Origin of the sequence: Sphingomonas sp. Root710, assembly GCF_001429065.1 — a bacterium.
In the GTDB taxonomy this organism is placed as follows: domain Bacteria; phylum Pseudomonadota; class Alphaproteobacteria; order Sphingomonadales; family Sphingomonadaceae; genus Rhizorhabdus.
Genome location: NZ_LMIB01000016.1, coordinates 216,590 through 234,848 on the forward strand (window position 1 = coordinate 216,590; position 18,259 = coordinate 234,848).

Sequence of the window (18,259 nt, forward strand, 5' to 3'; positions counted from 1 at the left end):
TCATCCTGAGGAGCCACTGAGCTCGTCGAAGTGGTGCCTCGAAGGACGTCCTTCGACGCGGACTTCGCCAAGCTCAGCCTTTACTCAGGATGAGCGGATTGCTTTGACATCATGAAGATCGTCACCGTCGATCTGGGCGGCACCAATGCCCGCTTCGCGCTCGCCGAGCTGCACGCCGATCGCCGCCCGACGCTGGGCGAACCGCGCAAATATCGGACCGCCGACCATAGCGGGCTTGCCGACGCCTGGGCGGCCTTCGCCCAGCATGAGGGCGGCAGCCTGCCCGCCGCTGCGAGCATCGCCATCGCCGGGCCGGTCGAGGGCGAGCTGATCCGCTTCACCAACAATGACTGGGTGATCCACCCTGCTACCCTGGCCGCCGAGCTGGGCGTCGAGAAGCTTGACCTATTCAATGATTTCGCCGCGATGGCAGCGGCGGTCGGCGTGCTGAACCCCGATGAACTCGCTTATGTCGGCGGCCCCGAAGGCCCGCTGCCCGCCGAAGGGGTCACCACCGTGATCGGTCCCGGCACCGGCCTCGGCGTCGCCCAGCTGCTTCGCCGCGATGGCCGCAACATCGTCGTGCCGACCGAGGGCGGGCATATCGACTTTGCCGCGCTCGACGGCTTCGAGGAAAGGCTGCTCGCCCGCATGCGCGAGCGCCATCGCCGCGTGTCGGTCGAGCGGATCGTCTCGGGACCGGCCCTCGCCGACATCCGTGCGACGATCGCGCTGATCGGTCACCGGCCGATCGTGCCGATGGACGACGCCGCCATCTGGGCGGGCGCGACTGACGGCAGCGACCCGGTGGCGGTCCAGGCGCTCGACCGTCTCGTGATGGCGTTCGGCGCGGTCGCGGGCGATCTTGCCCTTGCCCATGGCGCCAACGCGGTGGTGATCACCGGCGGGCTCGCCAACCGCATCGAGGAACGGCTGAGGAGCCCGTTGTTCAACGATCGCTTCCGCGCCAAAGGGCGCTTCGAAGCCCGCATGGCGCAATTCCCGATCCGCCTCGCCCGCCACCCCGAAGCCGGGCTGCTGGGCGCCGCCGCCGCCTTTCAGGAGAAACATAGCCGATGAACGTCGAACAGGTGATGACCCTTGCTCCCGTCATCCCGGTGCTCGTGGTCCATGACGTGCGCCATGCCCGCCCGATCGCCGAGGCGCTGGTGGCGGGCGGTCTGCCCGCGTTGGAAGTGACGCTGCGCACCGATTGCGCACTCGACGTGATCCGCGAAATGGCGAAGGTCGAGGGCGCGGTGGTCGGCGCGGGGACGGTGCTCAACCCAGACGACGTGAAGGCGAGCGTCGACGCCGGCGCGCGCTTCCTCGTTTCGCCCGGGCTCACCGAGCCGCTCGCCAATGCCGCAATCGCCGCCCAGCTGCCCTTCCTGCCCGGCACCGCCAATGCCGGCGACATCATGCGCGGGCTCGACATGGGGCTGACCCATTTCAAATTCTTCCCGGCCACCGCCAATGGCGGCATCCCCGCGCTCAAGGCGCTTGCGGCCCCGCTTTATAAGGCGCGCTTCTGCCCGACCGGCGGGATCACCGAGGCGACCGCGGTCGACTGGCTCGCGCTCGACGCGGTGCTGTGCGTGGGCGGCAGCTGGGTGGTGCCGGCGGGCGAGCCCGATCCGGTCGAAATCGAACGCCGTGCGCGGGCGGCGGTGGCGCTCGCGGCGCGATAAGGCTCAGTCCCGCGCGACGATCGCGCGAAACCCGGCCGCGGCCATGTCCGCGAAGGCGGCGAGCTCGTCGCGGCTGGCCCCATCGCGTGCCGCCGCCGACATGCCCTTGAGAGCGGTCACGACCAGCGACGCCAGCGCGTCTGCGCGGTCGGGAATCTCGCGCGCGATCCGGGCCGCGAGCACAGCCTTGCTCTCGGACATCCAGCGCGCCGTCATCGCCTTCGCCTCGGGATCCTGGCTGCCGCGCGCGCCGTCGATCACCAGACAGCCGGAAATCCCGTCCTGCTCGGCGTAGAGCCGGGCCGCGCCCTGCAGCACCCGCTCGATCGCGGCGGCTGCATCGCCCTCGCCTTCCAGCGCCTCGGGCACGAACCGGCCGAAGCCGCTCGTGTAGCGGTCGAGGACCTTGGCGAACAACGCCGCTTTGCTCCCGAACGCATTGTAGAAGCTGGGTGGCGTAATCCCCAGCGCCCTGCCGATCTCCGCCACGCCGACGCCGTCATAGCCGCGCTGCTGGAACAGCGCTTGGGCCGTCTCAATCGCCCGGTCGGGATCGAACCCCCGCGGTCTGCCCCGGCTCTGAACTTTTTTTATAGCGCTCACTATAATAACCCTTGCATTGGCTTCGGCTCATTTATATAGCACCTACTATAGAAATGCAAAGGAACACAAAACATGGCACAGTTCACCGATCACAAGGCTCTCATCCTCGGCGGCAGCCGGGGCATCGGGGCCGCGCTCGTCCGCCGCTTCGCGGCCGATGGCGCGCAAGTCGTCTTCACCTATGCAGGGTCGAATGAAGCGGCCGCTACACTCGCTGCCGAAACCGGCGCGAAGGCGGTCCGCGTCGACAGCGCCGACCGCGACGCGCTGATCGCAGCGGTCGCCGCCGAAGGGCCGATCGACATATTACTGGTCAACGCGGGCACCGCTGTCCTTGGCGATCCGTTGACCTTCGAACCCGACGCGATCGACCATATGATCGACGTCAACGTCCGCGCCCCCTACTTCGCCTCGGTAGAAGCGGCGCGGGCGATGCCCGAGGGCGGACGTATCCTGATCATCGGCTCCACCAATGGCGACCGCATCCCGTTCGCCGGGGGCGCGGGCTATGCGATGACCAAGTCGGCGATGCAGGGCATGGTCCGCGGCCTCGCCCGCGACTTCGGGCCGCGCGGGATCACGGTCAATTCGATCCAGCCCGGCCCGGTCGACACCGACATGAACCCGGCCAGCGGCCCGATGGCCGATCTGATGCACAGCTTCATGGCGATCGGCCGCCATATCCATGCCGACGAGATCGCTGACTACGCCGCCTATCTGGCGAGCCCGGCCGCGGCGATGATCACGGGGTCGATGCAGACGATCGATGGCGGCTTCGGGGCGTAGTTTGTATGCCCTCAGGCGCCGGGCGGGCAGCATCCGCTGCTCTTGGCTATCCTCGCATAAGCTCGGGCGGCCGCCACGGCTCGCTTTGCGAGCCGATCTCCGCCTACGGACTGCCCCCAGCAGTCCGTAGACCGGCTTCGATCCTTGCGGGACGCTGACGCGTCCCGACCTGCTTATCGGGGGAGGGCTTTTTCCGCCTCACGCATATAATCTCGGGTGATCGGCGTCGCGCGGCGGTCGCGGATATACTGGATCTGATAGTTGCACAGATTGCCGTGGATGAAGGCTGCGCGCGCACCCGCCAGGTAGAAGGTCCACATCCGGAAGAAGCGCTCGTCATAGAGCGCGACGATCGCATCCTTCGCCGCCATCGTCCGGTCGTACCAATGGTCGAGCGTCATGCCATAGTGCAGGCGCAGCGTCTCGACATCGGCGGCGATCAGCCGGGCCGGCTCGCTGGCCGACACGATTTCCGACAGCGCCGGATTATAGCCGCCGGGGAAGATATATTTGAGGGTGAAGGCGTCGGTCTTGCCCGGCACGCCGAGCCGCCCGATCGTGTGGAGCAGCATCACCCCGTCCTCGGCGAGGAGGTCGCGGCATTTGCGGAAGAATGTCTCATATTGCGGCACGCCGACATGTTCGAACATACCGACCGAGACGATCCGGTCGAACCGCCCCTCGAGCGCGCGATAGTCGATCAGTTCGAACTTGACCCGGTCGGCCACCCCCGCCGCCTCGGCGCGCTGGCGCGCGACTTTCAGCTGCTCTTCGGACAGAGTGATGCCGAGCACGTCGACGTCGGCGGCCCGGTTCAGATAGAGCGCCATGCCGCCCCAGCCGCAGCCGATGTCGAGCACGCGCAGGCCCGGCTTGAGGTTGAGCTTGGCGGCGATATGCGCCTTCTTGTCGGCCTGCGCCTGATCGAGCCCGACCTCGGGACCGGTGAAATAGGCGCAGCTATATTGGCGGTCGGCGTCGAGAAAGAGGTCGTAGAGCCGGTCGTTGAGATCATAGTGATGCGCAACGTTGCGCTTGGACGCGCGCGCCGAATTGAAGCTCTGGACGCGCGCGCGGATGCGATCGCGGACCAGGCTGGTCAGCGTGCCGCGCAGGGTGACGCGCGCATCTTCCCATCTGCCATTGGCGCGGACCAGGTCGATCAGATCGCGGATATCGCCCTGCTCGATCACCAGCCGACCGTCCATATAGGCCTCGGCGGCGCGCAGATGCGGATTGCTGGCGATGAAGCGCGCGACACCCTTGTCGGCGAAGCGCACCGTGACCGGCTTCACTGCGGGATCGGCAGTGCCATAGGTCCGGCGGCTGCCATCGGCGAAAATGATCGTGAACTGACCGCGTTTGAACAGGCGGTTGGCGAACTTATCGAATAACGACATTCATGCGCTCCATCTGGAGGGCATAGAGACCCGGATTGTCATGCGATGCAAGATGCTTGGCCGGGCAAATTTAACCGTTAAATGTAGCTCCCGCTACAGAGCGGAAATCGTCTAGCCGAGCGCCGCCTGCTTCTCCGCCGCCAGCCGGTCGAGTTCGGCGCGGCTCTTCTTCTCCGCCGCCGATTTGAGTTGCCCGCACGCCGCCATGATGTCGCGGCCGCGGGGGGTGCGCACCGGGGCGGAGATGCCCGCCTTGAAGACGATGTCGGAGAAACGCGCTATCCGCTCGGGATCGGAGCATTGATAGTCCGCGCCCGGCCAGGGGTTGAACGGAATGAGGTTCACCTTGGCGGGCAGCTTATATTTCTTGATCAGCCGGACGAGCTCGCGCGCGTCGTCGTCGCTGTCATTCTTGTCCTTGAGCATCACATATTCGAAGGTGATGCGCCGGGCATTGTTCGCGCCCGGATAGTCGGCGCAGGCCTGGAGCAGCTCCTCCAGCCCATATTTGCGGTTGAGCGGGACGATCTCGTCGCGCACCTCCTTGGTCACCGCGTGGAGCGACACTGCGAGGTTGACGCCGATCTCCTCGCCCGCGCGCGCCATCATCGGCACCACGCCCGAGGTCGACAGGGTGATGCGCCGCTTCGACAGCGCCAGCCCGTCGCCGTCCATGACGAGCTTCAGCGCATCGCGGACATTATCGAAATTATAGAGCGGCTCGCCCATCCCCATCATCACGATATTGGTGAGCATCCGCCCCTCGGGCTGCGACGGCCATTCGCCCAGCGCGTCGCGCGCCAGCATCACCTGCCCGACGATCTCGCCCGGGGTCAGGTTGCGGACGAGCCGCATCGTGCCGGTGTAGCAGAAACGGCAGTTGAGCGTGCAGCCGACCTGGCTCGACACGCACAGCGTTCCCCGGTCGGCGTCGGGGATGAACACCATCTCATAATCCTGCCCGTCGTCCGAGCGGAGCAGCCATTTGCGGGTGCCGTCCGACGAGACCTGCGCCTCGACCACTTCGGGCCGGGAAATGACGAAGCGCTGTTCAAGCCAAGACCGCATGTCCTTGGCGATGTCGGTCATCAGCGCGAACTCGGTGACGCCGCGATTATAGATCCATTGGAAGATCTGCTTGGCGCGCAGCTTGGCCTGCTTCGGCTCGAGCTGCGCGGTCTCCAGCGCCATGCGCAGGTCGTCGCGCGTCAACCCGAGCAGATCGATCCGCCCGTCCTGCCGCGCCACGAACGCGCGCGGAACCGGCACAGGGTCGATGTGGCCGGGAATCGGCATCGAATTCAGGGGCTGCGGGTGATTCATGGCGCGCACATAAGCGATTTGCGCGGGAATTTACAGGGGGGCCGCCCGGCTACGTAAAGCCGAGCGGCTGAGGCATCATACCGCCGTCGAATCAACTTTCGCATGGCTGCCTTCTTCAGCGGGGTCTATCTTACCGCCGAAGATCATCTTGAGCTTGCCCGTCAGCGACATGTCCGATTCCCACAGTTCGGCTTCGTTGATGTCGAAGCGGATCAGGGTGAGGTTCGGGTCGTTGCGCCCGCCCGGGAACCAGGCCTCGACCGGCTTCGACCATAGCTTGTCGATCAGCGCCGGGTCGTTGTCGATCGAAATCGTGCCCGACAGGCAAGCAAAGAAATCCTGCCCCTTCGACACGAACTGCGCCATCGCCCGGCCGCCCGCAACCAGCCGGTTGTCGCGGCCGACGAAGAACAGCAGCGTGTCGACCTGATCCTTGTCGAGCTGGACCGTCAGGGGCTCGGCATGCTGGCCCTCAAGACCGACCATGACGAATGGACCGTCCGACATTTTCTTCCAGAGATGTTCCTTGAGCTTCTGTGCGTCCGACATGCTTCTCTCCTCGGCTGTCGGCCGGAAGAACGAAGCGAAGCCGCAGGAGTTTCGCGATTTCCTGCCGACGCGGCAGAATCCCTCAGTCGCGGTCCGCGGGGGCGCCCAGCGGGAACATGTGGCGATAGGGCCGCGCCTCGTCGAGCGCGCGGGCATAGCTGGCCCGGGCGAGCAACCGCGCGCGATAGGCGTGCAGCGCTTCGAACCTCTCCGGGATCGCATAGGTCCAGTCAGCGTAGAGCAGCGCGGGCGCCGCTGCGCAGTCCGCGAGGCTGAAATCCTCGCTCGCCGCCCAGGTGCGGCCCTGCATATGCTCATCGAGCACCGCATAGGCGGTGTCGAACGCCGCATGCCATTTCGCCAGCATGTCCTCGCCGCCCGGTTCGCGCCCGATCGCGGCGAATACGATCCGCTGCTGCGGATAGTTGATATAATTGTCGAAGAAACGGTCCCACATGCGCACGTCCGCCGCGATCAGCGGATCGTCGGGGATCAGCCGCGGCGCGTCCGGGAAGCGCGCGTCGAGATAATCGATGATCGACGTGGCATCGAACACCAGCTTGCCGTCATGATCGATGACCGGGAATTTGCCGATCGGCCACAGCGCGGCGAATTCGCTGCCCACCTGCTCGTCTCCGCCCAGCTGGCGTACCTCGAAGGCAATCCCCTTCTCGTAGAAGGCGGTCTCGGCCTTCTGGCAATAGGAGGACAGCGGGTGAAGGTACATTTTCAGGGGCATGACACGCTCCTAGTCGTGAAAGGTCACAGCTTCCTCTATCGGCGCGCGCTCCATGCGGTAGCCGGCCTCGGGCGCGTCATGGTCGGGATAGCCGAAGGATATGCCGAACAGCAGCCGGAAATCCTCGCTGATGCCGAGTTCGGCGCGCACCACGTCGCCGAAGAAGCCCAGCATCGTCTGCGGCACCCCGCCCAGACCATGCGCGACCAGCGACAGCAGCAGCGTCTGCGCATACATGCCGACATCGGCGGCGACGCGGACATGATCGCCGATCGCGGGCATGAACAGGAAGGCAGCATGCGGCGCGCCGAAGAAATCGAGATTCTGCCGCGACAGGGCGTCGCGCCCTGCATGGTCCTCACGCGTGACCCCCATCGCCTGGAGGTAGGTCATCCCCTGTTCGCGGCGGCGGACACCATAGACGCCGGGATAGGCGGGCCCGTCGAAGAAGAAATCAGGCGACAGCCGCTGCGCCACCCAGGCGGCGTCGAGCGCCGCCGCCATCCGGTCGCGCGCCGCCCCCGAGACGATATGCACCTGCCAGGGCTGGGTATTGCAATTGGACGGCGCGCGCTGCGCTTCTTCTAATATCGTGCGAAGCAGCGCCGCGGGCACCGGATCGGGCCGGAAACGCCGCACCGAGCTGCGCGCGCGGACGGTCTCGCTGAACGACAAGCTGTCGCCCGGCATCAGCGCAGCTTCGCGATGTTCAGGCCGTCGGCCTTGGCGCGGTCCTTGGTCGATTCCTCGCTGCGCTTGAGCGCCTTGGCGATCGCCTTCAGCGCCATGCCTTTTTTCGCCAGGGTGTGGAGTTTCTGCACCTCGTCGGGGGTCCAGGGCTGGCGGTGTCGTTCGAAACGGTCGCCGGACATACTATCCCCCTTCCAGTCATATGGTCTGCACGGGTCCTTGTCCGCAGCGGTAGCATTTCGCGCATGACGCGCCAGAAGTTTTTCGCCTGTCTGCCGTGATTTGCGCGCCGCGGTGATAGGGTGTAGCGTGCGTTGATCGCCGCCATCTCGCATGCAGGCATGCGGCGACCGAGAGACGCTTTTGCTCCCGCTTGCCATCAGGCGGAGCATGACGATGACCCAACCTCCCTGCGACACCACCCTGCTGGAGCAGCTTCGCCGCCGCGCGCTCGCCGCTGCGGCCGGCAGCGACGATCCGCTGGTCCGCCAGCAGTTCAGCGATCTGGCGCAGAGCTATGCTGAAACCGCGACCGAGCTGCGCGATCACGGCGCCGCGGTCATGCCGTCGCCGGATCTGACCCGAATGCCATGGCGGTCCGTGCCGCTATGGATCACCAACGACCAATAAACCCAGCATCAAGGAAAGCGTCATGGCCAAGGGCCAACAGAAGAAGACCAAGGAAGTCCGCAAGCCGAAAAAGGAAGCACCGCCAAAAGGCAATGCATCCAATCCGTCTCAGAAAAATACGGTGATGGGCGTGAAATCCTGACGACCCGCAGAGGCCATCGGGATCAGGCATGACGTACACACCCTAATTGACCTTCCTTAAAAATGGATGCACTTTCACGCCATAATGAGAATGGCGGGGAGATGCACGTGGATATGGCGAGCGACAAGAGCCGGACACAGCCGCCCCCGCGCGGCCCGTTCATCCATCCGGGCTATGGCGCGGGCTTCATGCTGGTCGTGTCGCTCTTCTTCATTTGGGCGATCGCCAATAATTTCAACGACATATTGATCCGCCAATTCCAGAAGGCGCTGGCGCTCGACCGCGCCGAGGCGGGGCTGATCCAGTTCGTCTATTATATCGGCTATTTCACCATGGCGCTGCCCGCGGGGCTGGTGATGCGCCGCTTCGGCTATCGCGCCGGGATCATCACCGGGCTGCTGCTCTATGCGGCTGGGGCGCTGCTGTTCTGGCCAGCGGCAGAGGTGCGGCTCTATTTGCCCTTCCTCGCTGCGCTCTACATCATCGCCTGCGGCGCGGCTTTCCTCGAGACCGCCGCCAACCCCTATGTCGTAGCCTTCGGCGATCCCGGCCGCGCCTCGCAGCGTTTGAATTTCGCCCACGCCTTCAACGGGCTCGGCTCGGTGCTCGCCCCCGCGCTCGGCGGCATCTTCATCTTCTCGGGGATCGAGCACGGCCATGCGGCGCTGGCGTCGATGTCACCCGCCGATCTCGAGGCTTATCGCGCCGCCGAGGCGCAGATGGTGCAGATGCCCTATCTGATCCTGGCGATCGTTGTCGCGCTGGTCGCGCTGGCGGTCGCCTTCGTGCCATTGCCTACGGTCGACACCAGCGGCGGCGCGGCGGATGCCGACGGCAAGCGCCCCGGCCTCGCCAGCCTGCTGCGCCAACGCGGGCTGACCCGCGCGGTGGTCGCGCAATTCTTCTACATCGGCGCGCAGGTGAGCCTGTGGAGCTTCTTCGTCGACTTCGTGAAGGAGACCGCCCCCGCCGTCTCGGAAAAGCACGCCGCCTTCCTGCTCTCGGGCAGCCTCGTCCTGTTCATGCTCGGCCGCTTCATCGGCGCGGCGCTGATGACGCGTTTCCTGCCCGCCAGGCTGCTCGCCATCGCCGCCGCGTCGACGATCGCGCTCATTACGCTTGCGGCATTTCTTTCGGGCACCGCCGCCGTCGCAGCTCTCACGCTTACGGGGCTGACCACCTCGATCATTTTCCCGACGATCTTCTCGCTGGGCGTACGCGACCTCGGCCCCCGCGCTTCGCTCGGCGCGTCGCTGCTGATCATGTCGATCGTCGGCGGCGCGATCCTGCCCCCGCTGATGGGCCTGCTCAGCCAGACCGCCCTCGGCCTGCGCGGCTCGCTGCTCGTCCCCGCGATCAGCTGCGCGATCATCGCGCTGTACGGATGGCGTCAGGCGACGAGGGATGCGGCGATTTAGCCCTCTCCCATTTGGGGAGAGGGGTTTTAGGTCTCACCCCTTATACAACCCGTCCAGCCTATCCCCATAGACCGCGCGGATTGCGTGGCGGCGGTTCTTCATCGACGGGGTCATCTGTTCATTGTCGATCGAAAAGGGCTCGTCGGCGATGGCGATGCGGCGGACCTTCTCGATCACCGACAGGTCGGCATTGACCCGGTCGACCGCCGCCATCAACGCGCGATGAAGCTCGGCATTGCCGCTGAGCTTCGCCAGTTCGGGGGAAAGCCCCTTCTCCGCCGCCCAGCCAGCCAGCCATTCCTGATCGGGCACGATCAGCCCGACGACATAGGGCCGCTTGTCGCCCGAGATCATCGCCTGGGCGATCTCGGGCTGCAGGGTCAGCATGCCTTCGACCTTCTGGGGCGCGATATTGTCGCCCTTGTCGTTGACGATGATGTCCTTCTTGCGGTCGGTAATCTTCAGCCGCCCGGCTTCGTCGAGCAGGCCGACGTCGCCGGTGTGCAACCAGCCGTCCTTGAGCACCCGCTCGGTCTCGGTCTCGTTGCGCCAATAGCCGTGCATCACCAGCTCGCCGCGCACCAATATCTCGCCATCCTCGGCGATCCTGACCTCGACCCCCTTCATCGGCGGGCCGACCGTGTCGCTCCTGATCCCCGCGCTGGGCCGGTTGCACGACACCACCGGCCCTGCCTCGGTCTGGCCATAGCCCTGCAGCAGCGTGAGCCCCAGCGCCGAGAAGAACTGGCCGATCTCGGGGTTGAGCGGCGCGCCGCCCGAGACCAGCGCCTTGCTCCGCCCGCCGAAGCGCTTCTGCACCTTGGGCTTCAGCAGCAAGTCAACCGCGAGTTTGGCGGGATAGTCGACCAACCGCAGTTTATCGCGCGCGCCCAGCTCGATCGCCTTGTCGAGCAGCTTCTGGCCGATGCCGCCCTGTTTCTCGACCGCCTTGATCAGCCGTGCGCGGATCAGCTCGAACAGGCGCGGGACGACGACCATGATCGTCGGGCCCACCTCCTCGATATTGGCGGCGAGCTTTTCCAGCCCCTCGGCATAATAGATCTGCCCGCCCAGCCCGATCGGGAGGAACTGGCCGCCCGAATGCTCATAGGCGTGGCTCAGCGGCAGGAAGGACAGGAATATCTCGTCCCCCCAGCCGAAATCGGCATCGATGATGTCGATGCAGCCTTCGACATTGCACAGGATCGCGCCATGATGCTGGCGCACGCCGCGCGGCGCGCCGCCGGTCCCGCTGGTGTAGATCAGGCAGGCGAGGTCCTCGCGCCGGACATCGGCGACCGCGTCCGCCGCCGCCGCGACATCGGCGTTGGGATCGCCCGCGAGATCGCTGAACGACAGGGTGCGTGTGCCGCCGGGGGGCAGCGCCTCCATCGCGATCAGGAATTCGCAGGTGGACGAGCGGACGATCGCCGGCAACAGCACCTGGGCCAGCTTCGCGGTCGAGACGATCGCCGCCCGCGCGCCGCTATTCTCCAGGATGTGGGTGTGATCGCGCTCGGTGTTGGTGGTGTAGGTCGGCACGGTGACGCAGCCCGCCGCCATGATCGCGAGGTCGGCGATGCAGAATTCGGGGCGGTTCTCCGAGACGAGGACGACCCGGTCACCTTCCTTCAACCCCTCGGCCTTCAGCGCCCTGGCGAGCGAGGCGACCTGGCGCGCCACCTCGGCCCAGCTCAGCGGAGTCCAGGCACCGCCCTGCTTCGACCAGAGGAACGGCGCGTCGCCTTTCTCCGCGGCGCGGGTGAAGAACATGGTGACGAGGTTCGGGAATCGCTCGAAGGTCCGCATCGTCTCTCCTGCCGCGTCTTGTGCGCCGTCAAACGGGTATAGGCCCGCGCGCGCGGCCGTGGATAGAGTCTAACCGTTACAGATGCGCGCACATCCACAACCGTCGTCATCCTGAACTTGTTTCAGGATCCACCGCGCCACGGGAGCGACGCTCTGGTTGAGGCGTGGACCCTGAAACAAGTCCAGGATGACCGATAATGGCGTCAAGCGCTGTGGCCTATTCCGACGGTCGGTCCTTCTGGAGCACCGCCGCCGCCGGCTTGACCGCCTTGCCGTCGAGCCCCATCGACACGCCCTCGCTGCGCGGATCGGCGGCGCCGGCCCAGCCGCCGTCGCGCCATTCGATTGCGTTGGCCTTCAGGCCGAGCGGCGCGACCGTCAGCTTCTCGCCCAGCGTGGCAAGCGCGGGCAGCATCGCCTCGATCGCGGTGTCGCGCTCGGCGACGCCGCCGGGCCCCGGCGCATAAAGCAGGCCGAGCGAGATCGCGTCCTGCGCGCTCAGCTTCCAGTCGATCACCCCGATCACCGCCTTGGCGACCTGCGCGATGATCGTCGACCCGCCCGCCGCGCCGATCGACAGCCGCACCTTGCCTTGCGGATCGAAGACGATCAGCGGCGACATCGAGCTGCGCGGGCGCTTGCCGCCCTCGACCCGGTTCGCGGTCAGCACGCCGTCCCGTTCGGGGTTCAGGTTGAAGTCGGTCAGCTCGTTGTTGAGGAACAGGCCATTCATGCTCTGGCCCGATCCGAACACGCTCTCGATCGTCACCGTCGCCTGCGCGACATTCCCCCAGCGGTCGACCGCGGTGAGCGACGAGGTGCCATGCTCGGGCTGCCGCTCGGCGGGTGCGAAGACCGGCGCACCGGGTGGAGTGCCCGCCGCAATGCTGGCCATTGTCGCATCGGGCGAGATCAGCGCCGAGCGCGCGGCGATATAGTCGGCGCTGAGCAATCCTTCGACCGGCACCTTCACATAGTCGGGATCGGCGATCCAAGCGTCGCGATCGGCATAGGCCAGCCGCGAGCTTTCGGCGAACAGGTGCCAGGCGACCGGCGAATCCTTGCCAAGCGCCGCCATGTCGAAACGTTCGAGCTGCTTCAGAATCGCCAGCACCACGATCGTGCCCGAGGCGGGCGGGCCCATGCCGCAGATGCGATAGCCGCGATAGGCGCCGCAGACCGGGGGCCGCTCGCGCAGCTGATAGCTGGCGAGGTCGCCCGCCGTCATCTTCGACGGATTGCGTTGCGCGCCGTTGACCGTCGTCACCAGCGTCTGCGCCGCCGGGCCGACATAGAAATAATCGGGGCCATGGCGCGCGATCGCGTCATAGAAGGCCGCGAGCTCCGGATTCTTCACCAACGTGCCGACCGGCTTGGCCTGCCCGTCGGCCGTGTAGAGATAGGCCTTGGCCCAGTCGTTGAAAAAGCCAGTCGCCGGCATCCTCGTCAGGAAATTGTTGAAGCGAGGCGTGATCGCCCAACCGTCGCGTGCCAGCTTGGTGGCGGGGCCGAACAGCGCTTTCCATTTCAGCCTGCCATGGTTGGCGTGCGCGGCCTCCATCAGCCGCAATTCACCTGGCACGCCAACGCTGCGCCCGCCGGGCACCGCCTGCCGCATCCCCATCGGCTTGCCGTCGGGACCGAAGAACCAGCGCGCATCGGCCGCCGCCGGGGCCGCCTCGCGCGCGTCATAGCTGCGGACCTTGCCGGTCCTGGCGTCATAATGGACGAGAAAACCACCGCCGCCGAGCCCCGAATGCCCCGGCTCGACCACCCCGAGCGCGAGCATCATCGCCACCGCCGCATCGGCCGCCGTCCCGCCCTTCTTGAGGATCTCGACCCCCGCCGCCGCCGCGCGCGGATCGGCGGCGGAGACCATCGGCTTCGCAGCCTGAGCCGCAACCGGCGCGAGGATGAGGAGAAGGGCGGTTAGGATGCGCTGCAACATGGCGGCAGCTTATTGGATTAACGGGCCGCTTCAACCCACAACGCAATATCCCCCTCCCTTCAGAGGAGGGGATTAGGAAGTCCCTACCACCTCCGCCACGGTCGCGAACCCATCACGGTCGAGCAGCTTCACCAGCCCGGCATTGATCCGCTTCGCCAGCCCCGGCCCTTCATAGACCAGCGCCGAATAGAGCTGGACGAGGCTCGCCCCCGCCCGGATGCGGGCATAGGCGTCCTCGGCGCCGGCGATGCCGCCCGCCGCGATCAGCGGCATCGTGCCCCCGGTCGCCTTGCGGAAATCGGCGAGGCGCTGTTGCGCCAGATCACGCAGTGGCGCGCCCGACAAGCCGCCTGATTCCCCGGCATGGCGTGACGCCAGCGCCGGGCGCGAGATGGTGGTGTTCGACACGATCAGCCCATCGAGGCGATGCGCCGCCGAAATCTCGGCGATGTCGTCGATATCGGCGGGCTCCAGATCGGGCGCGACCTTGAGGAAGACGGGTGGGCCGCCGGCGGGCCGCGCCGCCATCACCGCCGCGAGCAATTCGGTGAGCGCGCCCTTGTCCTGCAAGGCGCGCAGGCCCGGCGTGTTGGGCGAGGAGATGTTGACCGTAAGGTAGCGCGCCACCCCCGCCATCACCTGCACCCCGCGCGCATAATCGGCGATCCGGTCGGCGGCGTCCTTGTTCGCGCCGATATTGACCCCGACGATGCCGGGACGGGCGTTGCGGCGCAACAGCCGCTCATGCGCCGCCGCCTGGCCGCCATTGTTGAAGCCCATGCGGTTGATAACCGCCCGGTCCTCGACCAGGCGGAACAGGCGCGGACGCGGATTGCCCGCCTGCGGGAAGGGGGTCAGCGTCCCCACTTCGGCGAAACCGAAGCCGAGGGCGAGGATCGCGTCGGGCACCTGCGCATCCTTGTCGAACCCGGCGGCAAGGCCGACCGGATTGGGAAAGCGCAACCCCGCGACATCGATCGCCAGCCGCGGATCGGCAGCGGGCAAAGCGCCCTTAGGTTTCAGCCGCAACGCCCGGATCGTCGCGCGGTGCGCGCGTTCGGCCTCGAGGGTGAAAATCAACGGGCGGAGGGCGGTGTAGAGCGACATGCAGGTCGCCTAGAGCATTTCGTTCCGCCATCAAAGCGGCTCGCCCCACAGTTTTTTCTCGTCCCGCCGGGATTAAACCGCCGCCGTCATCCGTTCATTCATGATCGCGCCATGCCTCCCCGTGGCACATGCGCGTAACGGTTGTCGCGTGGCTCTGAACAGCCCCTGGGCCACGCGGCATCGGATGGCCACCCTGGTTCATTCGATGGCCCGGCCGGTTTACGGCCGGCCGGGCTTTCCGATCCCCCAAAAGCATCGCCACACCCTTGACCTCGACCGCATCCGCGCCCATCTGCCCAATCGGATCGAATCAGTCCGATTGGAAAACGAGCCAGCATGCGCCTGTCCAGCCTAGCCGATTATGCGGTGGTGATGCTTTCCGCCGCCGCGCGCCACGCGCCGGGCGAGCAGCTCACCGCGACGCTGCTCGCCGATGAGACCGGGGTGCCGCTGCCCACCGCGCAGAAACTGATGGGGCGGCTTGCCCAGGCGGGCCTGCTCGCCTCGGCGCGCGGCACCGGCGGCGGCTTCCGCCTGGCCCGCGCGGCGGACGCGATCAGTCTTGCCGATATCGTCGAGGCGGTCGAGGGGCCGATCGCGATGACCGCCTGCGTCGATGACCATCGCCACGACTGTGGCCTGGAAACATCATGCCGGGTCAAACCGCATTGGAGCGTGGTGAACGACACGATCCGCGGCGCGCTGGGCGGCGTCAGCCTTGCCATGCTCGCGCGCAACATTACGGGGGTGCCGGCATGAGCGACACGCGCACCACCAACGACCGGGCCGACAAGAATCGCGCCGCAATCGACGCCGCCGACAAGGCCTCCAATTATGAATGGGGCTTCACCAGCGATATCGAGCAGGACTTCGCGCCCAAGGGGCTGAGCGAAGACACCGTCCGTTTCATTTCCGCCAAGAAGAACGAGCCCGAATGGATGCTCGAATGGCGGCTGAAGGCCTATCGCCACTGGCTGACGATGACCCCGCCCGACTGGGCGAAGCTCAACGTGCCGCCGATCGATTATCAGGACGCCTATTATTACGCCGAACCCAAGGCGAAGAAGGCGCTCGGTTCGCTCGACGAGGTCGATCCCGAGATTCTCAAGGTCTATGAGAAGCTCGGCATCCCGATCGAGGAGCAGAAGGTGCTCGCGGGCGTCGAGGGGAGCCGCAAGGTCGCGGTCGACGCGGTGTTCGACAGCGTCTCGGTCGCCACCACCTTCCGCGCCGAGCTCGAAAAGGCCGGGGTGATCTTCCGCTCGATCAGCGAAGCGATCCGCGAATATCCCGATCTGGTGAAGCGCTGGCTCGGCAAGGTCGTGCCGATGCACGACAATTATTTCGCGACGCTCAACTGCGCGGTCTTCTCCGACGGCACCTTCGTCTACATTCCCGAGGGCGTGCGCTGCCCAATGGAGCTGAGCACCTATTTCCGGATCAATGCGGAGAATACCGGCCAGTTCGAACGCACCCTGATCGTCGCCGACAAGGGCAGCCATGTCTCCTATCTGGAGGGCTGCACCGCGCCGATGCGCGACGAGAACCAGCTTCATGCCGCCGTGGTCGAGCTGGTCGCCCTCGACGATGCCGAGATCAAATATTCGACCGTCCAGAACTGGTATCCCGGCGACGCCGAAGGGCGCGGCGGCATCTATAATTTCGTCACCAAGCGCGCGCTGTGCCAGGGCAGGAATTCGAAGGTGAGCTGGACCCAGGTCGAGACCGGATCGGCAATCACCTGGAAATATCCGAGCTGCGTGCTCGCGGGCGAGAACAGCGTCGGCGAATTCTATTCGGTCGCGGTCACCAACAACCGCCAGCAGGCCGACACCGGCACCAAGATGATCCACCTCGGCAAGGGGTCGAAATCGACGATCGTGTCGAAGGGCATCTCGGCGGGCAAGAGCGACAACACCTATCGCGGCCTCGTCCGCGTCGCCCCCACTGCCGAAGGCGCGCGCAACTTCACCCAGTGCGACAGCCTGCTGCTCGGCAGCGAGTGCGGCGCGCACACCGTGCCCTATATCGAGGTCCGCAACCCGTCGGCGCAGATCGAGCATGAAGCGACCACCTCGAAGATCAGCGACGACCAGCTCTTCTACGCAATGTCACGCGGGCTCGACCAGGAAGCCTCGGTCGCGCTGATCGTCAACGGCTTCGCCAAGGAGGTGCTCCAGCAGCTCCCGATGGAATTCGCGGTCGAGGCGCAGAAGCTGCTCGGGATATCGCTGGAGGGGTCGGTCGGATGACACCCTCTACCCTGGATATCGTCGAAGGCGGTTATGGATCGATCAACGACGAGACGGCCTTTTTTGAGTGGCTGGCCAAGATAAGCTGTGTTGCCAGCTTCAAAGGGCTCAACGAACATGGCGTGAGCTTGGTACGCGTGACGCTGAATACGCCGACGCCTTCAAATGCCGACTTGCAGGATTTCGTAGCACTTCACCGCCGCTATGAGCGCGACATGACGTCGCTCGCGCAATTTCTCACACCAGCGAACCAGAGCTGGTTCGCTGATCCCAATAAATATTGGTTCGAAGCCGTGTTCGGCTCGAAGGCCGACAAGGTAGAAGCATGCTGAACATCGAAAACCTCCATGCCGAAATCGACGGCAAGGCGATCCTCAAGGGCCTGTCGCTGACGATCAATGCGGGCGAGATCCATGCGATCATGGGGCCGAACGGCGCGGGCAAGTCGACCCTGTCCTATGTCCTGTCGGGCCGCCCCGGTTACGAAGTGACCGAGGGCAGCGTGACCTTCGAGGGCGAGGACCTGCTCGACAAGGAACCGCATGAGCGCGCCGCCGCCGGGCTGTTCCTGGGATTCCAGTACCCGGTCGAGATTCCCGGCGTCTCGAACGTCCAGTTCCTGCGCGAGGCGCTCAATGCTCAGCGCAAGCTGCGCGGCGAGGAGCCGCTGTCGGGCGGCGATTTCCTCAAGCGCGCCCGCGCCCAGGCCGATGCGCTGGGGCTCAGCATGGACATGCTCAAGCGCCCGGTGAATGTCGGCTTCTCGGGCGGCGAGAAGAAGCGCAACGAGATGGTCCAGATGGGGATCATCGACCCGAAGCTCGCCATCCTCGACGAGACCGACTCCGGCCTCGACATCGACGCGCTGCGCACCGTCGGCCATGGCATCAACACGATCATGCGCAAGCCAGATCGCGCGGTGCTGCTGATCACCCATTATCAGCGGCTGCTCGACTATGTGAAACCCGATTTCGTCCATGTCCTGGCGGCGGGCCGCATCGTCCGCACCGGCGGCGCGGAGCTGGCGCACGAGCTCGAGCGCGAGGGTTACGGAGCGATCGCGGCGTGATGTCTTCACATCCTCGTCATGCTGAACTTGTTTCAGCATCCACCACGACGCTTGGTCCGGGTCATGAGGCTCTTGCGACGAACTTTGCCCATGAGTCTGCTGG

19 protein-coding genes are annotated in these 18,259 nt (G+C 65.8%); 9 read left to right on the plus strand and 10 right to left on the minus strand.

The features are described 5' to 3' along the window. Window positions 1-111: 111 nt before the first annotated feature. The gene (locus tag ASE00_RS18295) at window positions 112-1,080 is read left to right on the plus strand and encodes a glucokinase (protein ID WP_056383004.1); all 969 of its coding nucleotides are present in this window, start codon (window positions 112-114) and stop codon (window positions 1,078-1,080) included. After that, window positions 1,077-1,691, plus strand: a complete 615-nt coding sequence (gene eda, locus ASE00_RS18300) for a bifunctional 4-hydroxy-2-oxoglutarate aldolase/2-dehydro-3-deoxy-phosphogluconate aldolase (protein ID WP_056383006.1) — start codon at window positions 1,077-1,079, stop codon at window positions 1,689-1,691. The genes ASE00_RS18295 and eda overlap by 4 nt, the downstream gene beginning before the upstream one ends. Window positions 1,692-1,694: 3 nt before the next feature. Here eda and ASE00_RS18305 read toward each other — a convergent pair whose 3' ends face one another. Further along, the gene (locus tag ASE00_RS18305; RefSeq protein WP_056383008.1) at window positions 1,695-2,294 is read right to left on the minus strand and encodes a TetR/AcrR family transcriptional regulator; all 600 of its coding nucleotides are present in this window, start codon (window positions 2,292-2,294) and stop codon (window positions 1,695-1,697) included. Between the two features lie 72 nt (window positions 2,295-2,366). On the opposite strand from ASE00_RS18305, the gene bdcA reads away from it, so the two are divergent. Continuing rightward, window positions 2,367-3,080: an SDR family oxidoreductase gene (bdcA, locus tag ASE00_RS18310; RefSeq protein ID WP_056383010.1), complete on the plus strand. Its 714-nt coding sequence runs from the start codon at window positions 2,367-2,369 to the stop codon at window positions 3,078-3,080. A 173-nt stretch (window positions 3,081-3,253) separates the two neighbouring features. Here bdcA and ASE00_RS18315 read toward each other — a convergent pair whose 3' ends face one another. The 6 genes from ASE00_RS18315 to ASE00_RS18340 form a co-directional block, all read right to left on the minus strand. Then, entirely contained in the window at window positions 3,254-4,480 is a 1,227-nt protein-coding gene (locus ASE00_RS18315; RefSeq protein WP_056383012.1) for an SAM-dependent methyltransferase, read from the minus strand. A gap of 111 nt (window positions 4,481-4,591) precedes the next feature. Next, complete coding sequence (gene rlmN / locus ASE00_RS18320) at window positions 4,592-5,803, minus strand: 23S rRNA (adenine(2503)-C(2))-methyltransferase RlmN (RefSeq protein ID WP_056383014.1); 1,212 nt, start codon at window positions 5,801-5,803, stop codon at window positions 4,592-4,594. A 75-nt stretch (window positions 5,804-5,878) separates the two neighbouring features. Next, window positions 5,879-6,352 carry a pyridoxamine 5'-phosphate oxidase family protein gene (locus ASE00_RS18325; protein ID WP_056383015.1) on the minus strand — a complete coding sequence of 158 codons (474 nt, stop codon included), beginning with the start codon at window positions 6,350-6,352 and terminating at the stop codon, window positions 5,879-5,881. A gap of 82 nt (window positions 6,353-6,434) precedes the next feature. Next, a complete protein-coding gene (locus tag ASE00_RS18330) occupies window positions 6,435-7,091 on the minus strand; it encodes a glutathione S-transferase family protein (RefSeq protein WP_056383017.1) in 657 nt (218 codons plus the stop codon). Window positions 7,092-7,100: 9 nt separating this feature from the next. Next, complete coding sequence (locus ASE00_RS18335) at window positions 7,101-7,781, minus strand: nitroreductase (RefSeq protein ID WP_056383019.1); 681 nt, start codon at window positions 7,779-7,781, stop codon at window positions 7,101-7,103. Beyond that, entirely contained in the window at window positions 7,781-7,963 is a 183-nt protein-coding gene (locus tag ASE00_RS18340) for a hypothetical protein (protein WP_056383020.1), read from the minus strand. Before ASE00_RS18340 ends, ASE00_RS18335 begins: the two co-directional genes overlap by 1 nt. Window positions 7,964-8,171: 208 nt before the next feature. On the opposite strand from ASE00_RS18340, the gene ASE00_RS18345 reads away from it, so the two are divergent. After that, a complete protein-coding gene (locus ASE00_RS18345) occupies window positions 8,172-8,411 on the plus strand; it encodes a hypothetical protein (protein WP_162256501.1) in 240 nt (79 codons plus the stop codon). A 255-nt stretch (window positions 8,412-8,666) separates the two neighbouring features. Then, a complete protein-coding gene (fucP, locus tag ASE00_RS18350; RefSeq protein ID WP_056383025.1) occupies window positions 8,667-9,971 on the plus strand; it encodes an L-fucose:H+ symporter permease in 1,305 nt (434 codons plus the stop codon). A 33-nt stretch (window positions 9,972-10,004) separates the two neighbouring features. On the opposite strand, the gene ASE00_RS18355 is transcribed toward fucP, so the two are convergent. The 3 genes from ASE00_RS18355 to ASE00_RS18365 all read right to left on the minus strand — a co-directional run bounded on the left by ASE00_RS18355 (window position 10,005) and on the right by ASE00_RS18365 (window position 14,835). After that, on the minus strand, window positions 10,005-11,780 hold the full coding sequence (locus ASE00_RS18355; protein WP_056383027.1) for an AMP-dependent synthetase/ligase: 1,776 nt from the start codon (window positions 11,778-11,780) through the stop codon (window positions 10,005-10,007). A 217-nt stretch (window positions 11,781-11,997) separates the two neighbouring features. Continuing rightward, window positions 11,998-13,728 (minus strand): gamma-glutamyltransferase, encoded by a 1,731-nt coding sequence (ggt, locus tag ASE00_RS18360; protein WP_056383029.1) that lies wholly within the window; start codon window positions 13,726-13,728, stop codon window positions 11,998-12,000. 72 nt (window positions 13,729-13,800) lie between these two features. Next, a complete protein-coding gene (locus ASE00_RS18365; protein WP_056383032.1) occupies window positions 13,801-14,835 on the minus strand; it encodes a quinone-dependent dihydroorotate dehydrogenase in 1,035 nt (344 codons plus the stop codon). Window positions 14,836-15,171: 336 nt separating this feature from the next. Here ASE00_RS18365 and ASE00_RS18370 point away from each other — a divergent pair, with 336 nt between their 5' ends. Genes ASE00_RS18370 through sufC form a run of 4 tightly spaced genes read left to right on the plus strand, consistent with a single transcriptional unit; the run spans window position 15,172 to window position 18,156 of the window. Beyond that, window positions 15,172-15,594, plus strand: a complete 423-nt coding sequence (locus ASE00_RS18370; RefSeq protein WP_056383034.1) for an SUF system Fe-S cluster assembly regulator — start codon at window positions 15,172-15,174, stop codon at window positions 15,592-15,594. After that, complete coding sequence (sufB, locus tag ASE00_RS18375; protein ID WP_056383036.1) at window positions 15,591-17,087, plus strand: Fe-S cluster assembly protein SufB; 1,497 nt, start codon at window positions 15,591-15,593, stop codon at window positions 17,085-17,087. The genes ASE00_RS18370 and sufB overlap by 4 nt, the downstream gene beginning before the upstream one ends. After that, window positions 17,084-17,419, plus strand: coding sequence for a hypothetical protein (locus ASE00_RS18380; RefSeq protein ID WP_056383039.1), 336 nt, complete (start codon window positions 17,084-17,086; stop codon window positions 17,417-17,419). Before sufB ends, ASE00_RS18380 begins: the two co-directional genes overlap by 4 nt. Beyond that, window positions 17,413-18,156, plus strand: coding sequence for a Fe-S cluster assembly ATPase SufC (gene sufC / locus ASE00_RS18385; protein ID WP_056383041.1), 744 nt, complete (start codon window positions 17,413-17,415; stop codon window positions 18,154-18,156). Before ASE00_RS18380 ends, sufC begins: the two co-directional genes overlap by 7 nt. Window positions 18,157-18,259 lie beyond the last annotated feature (103 nt).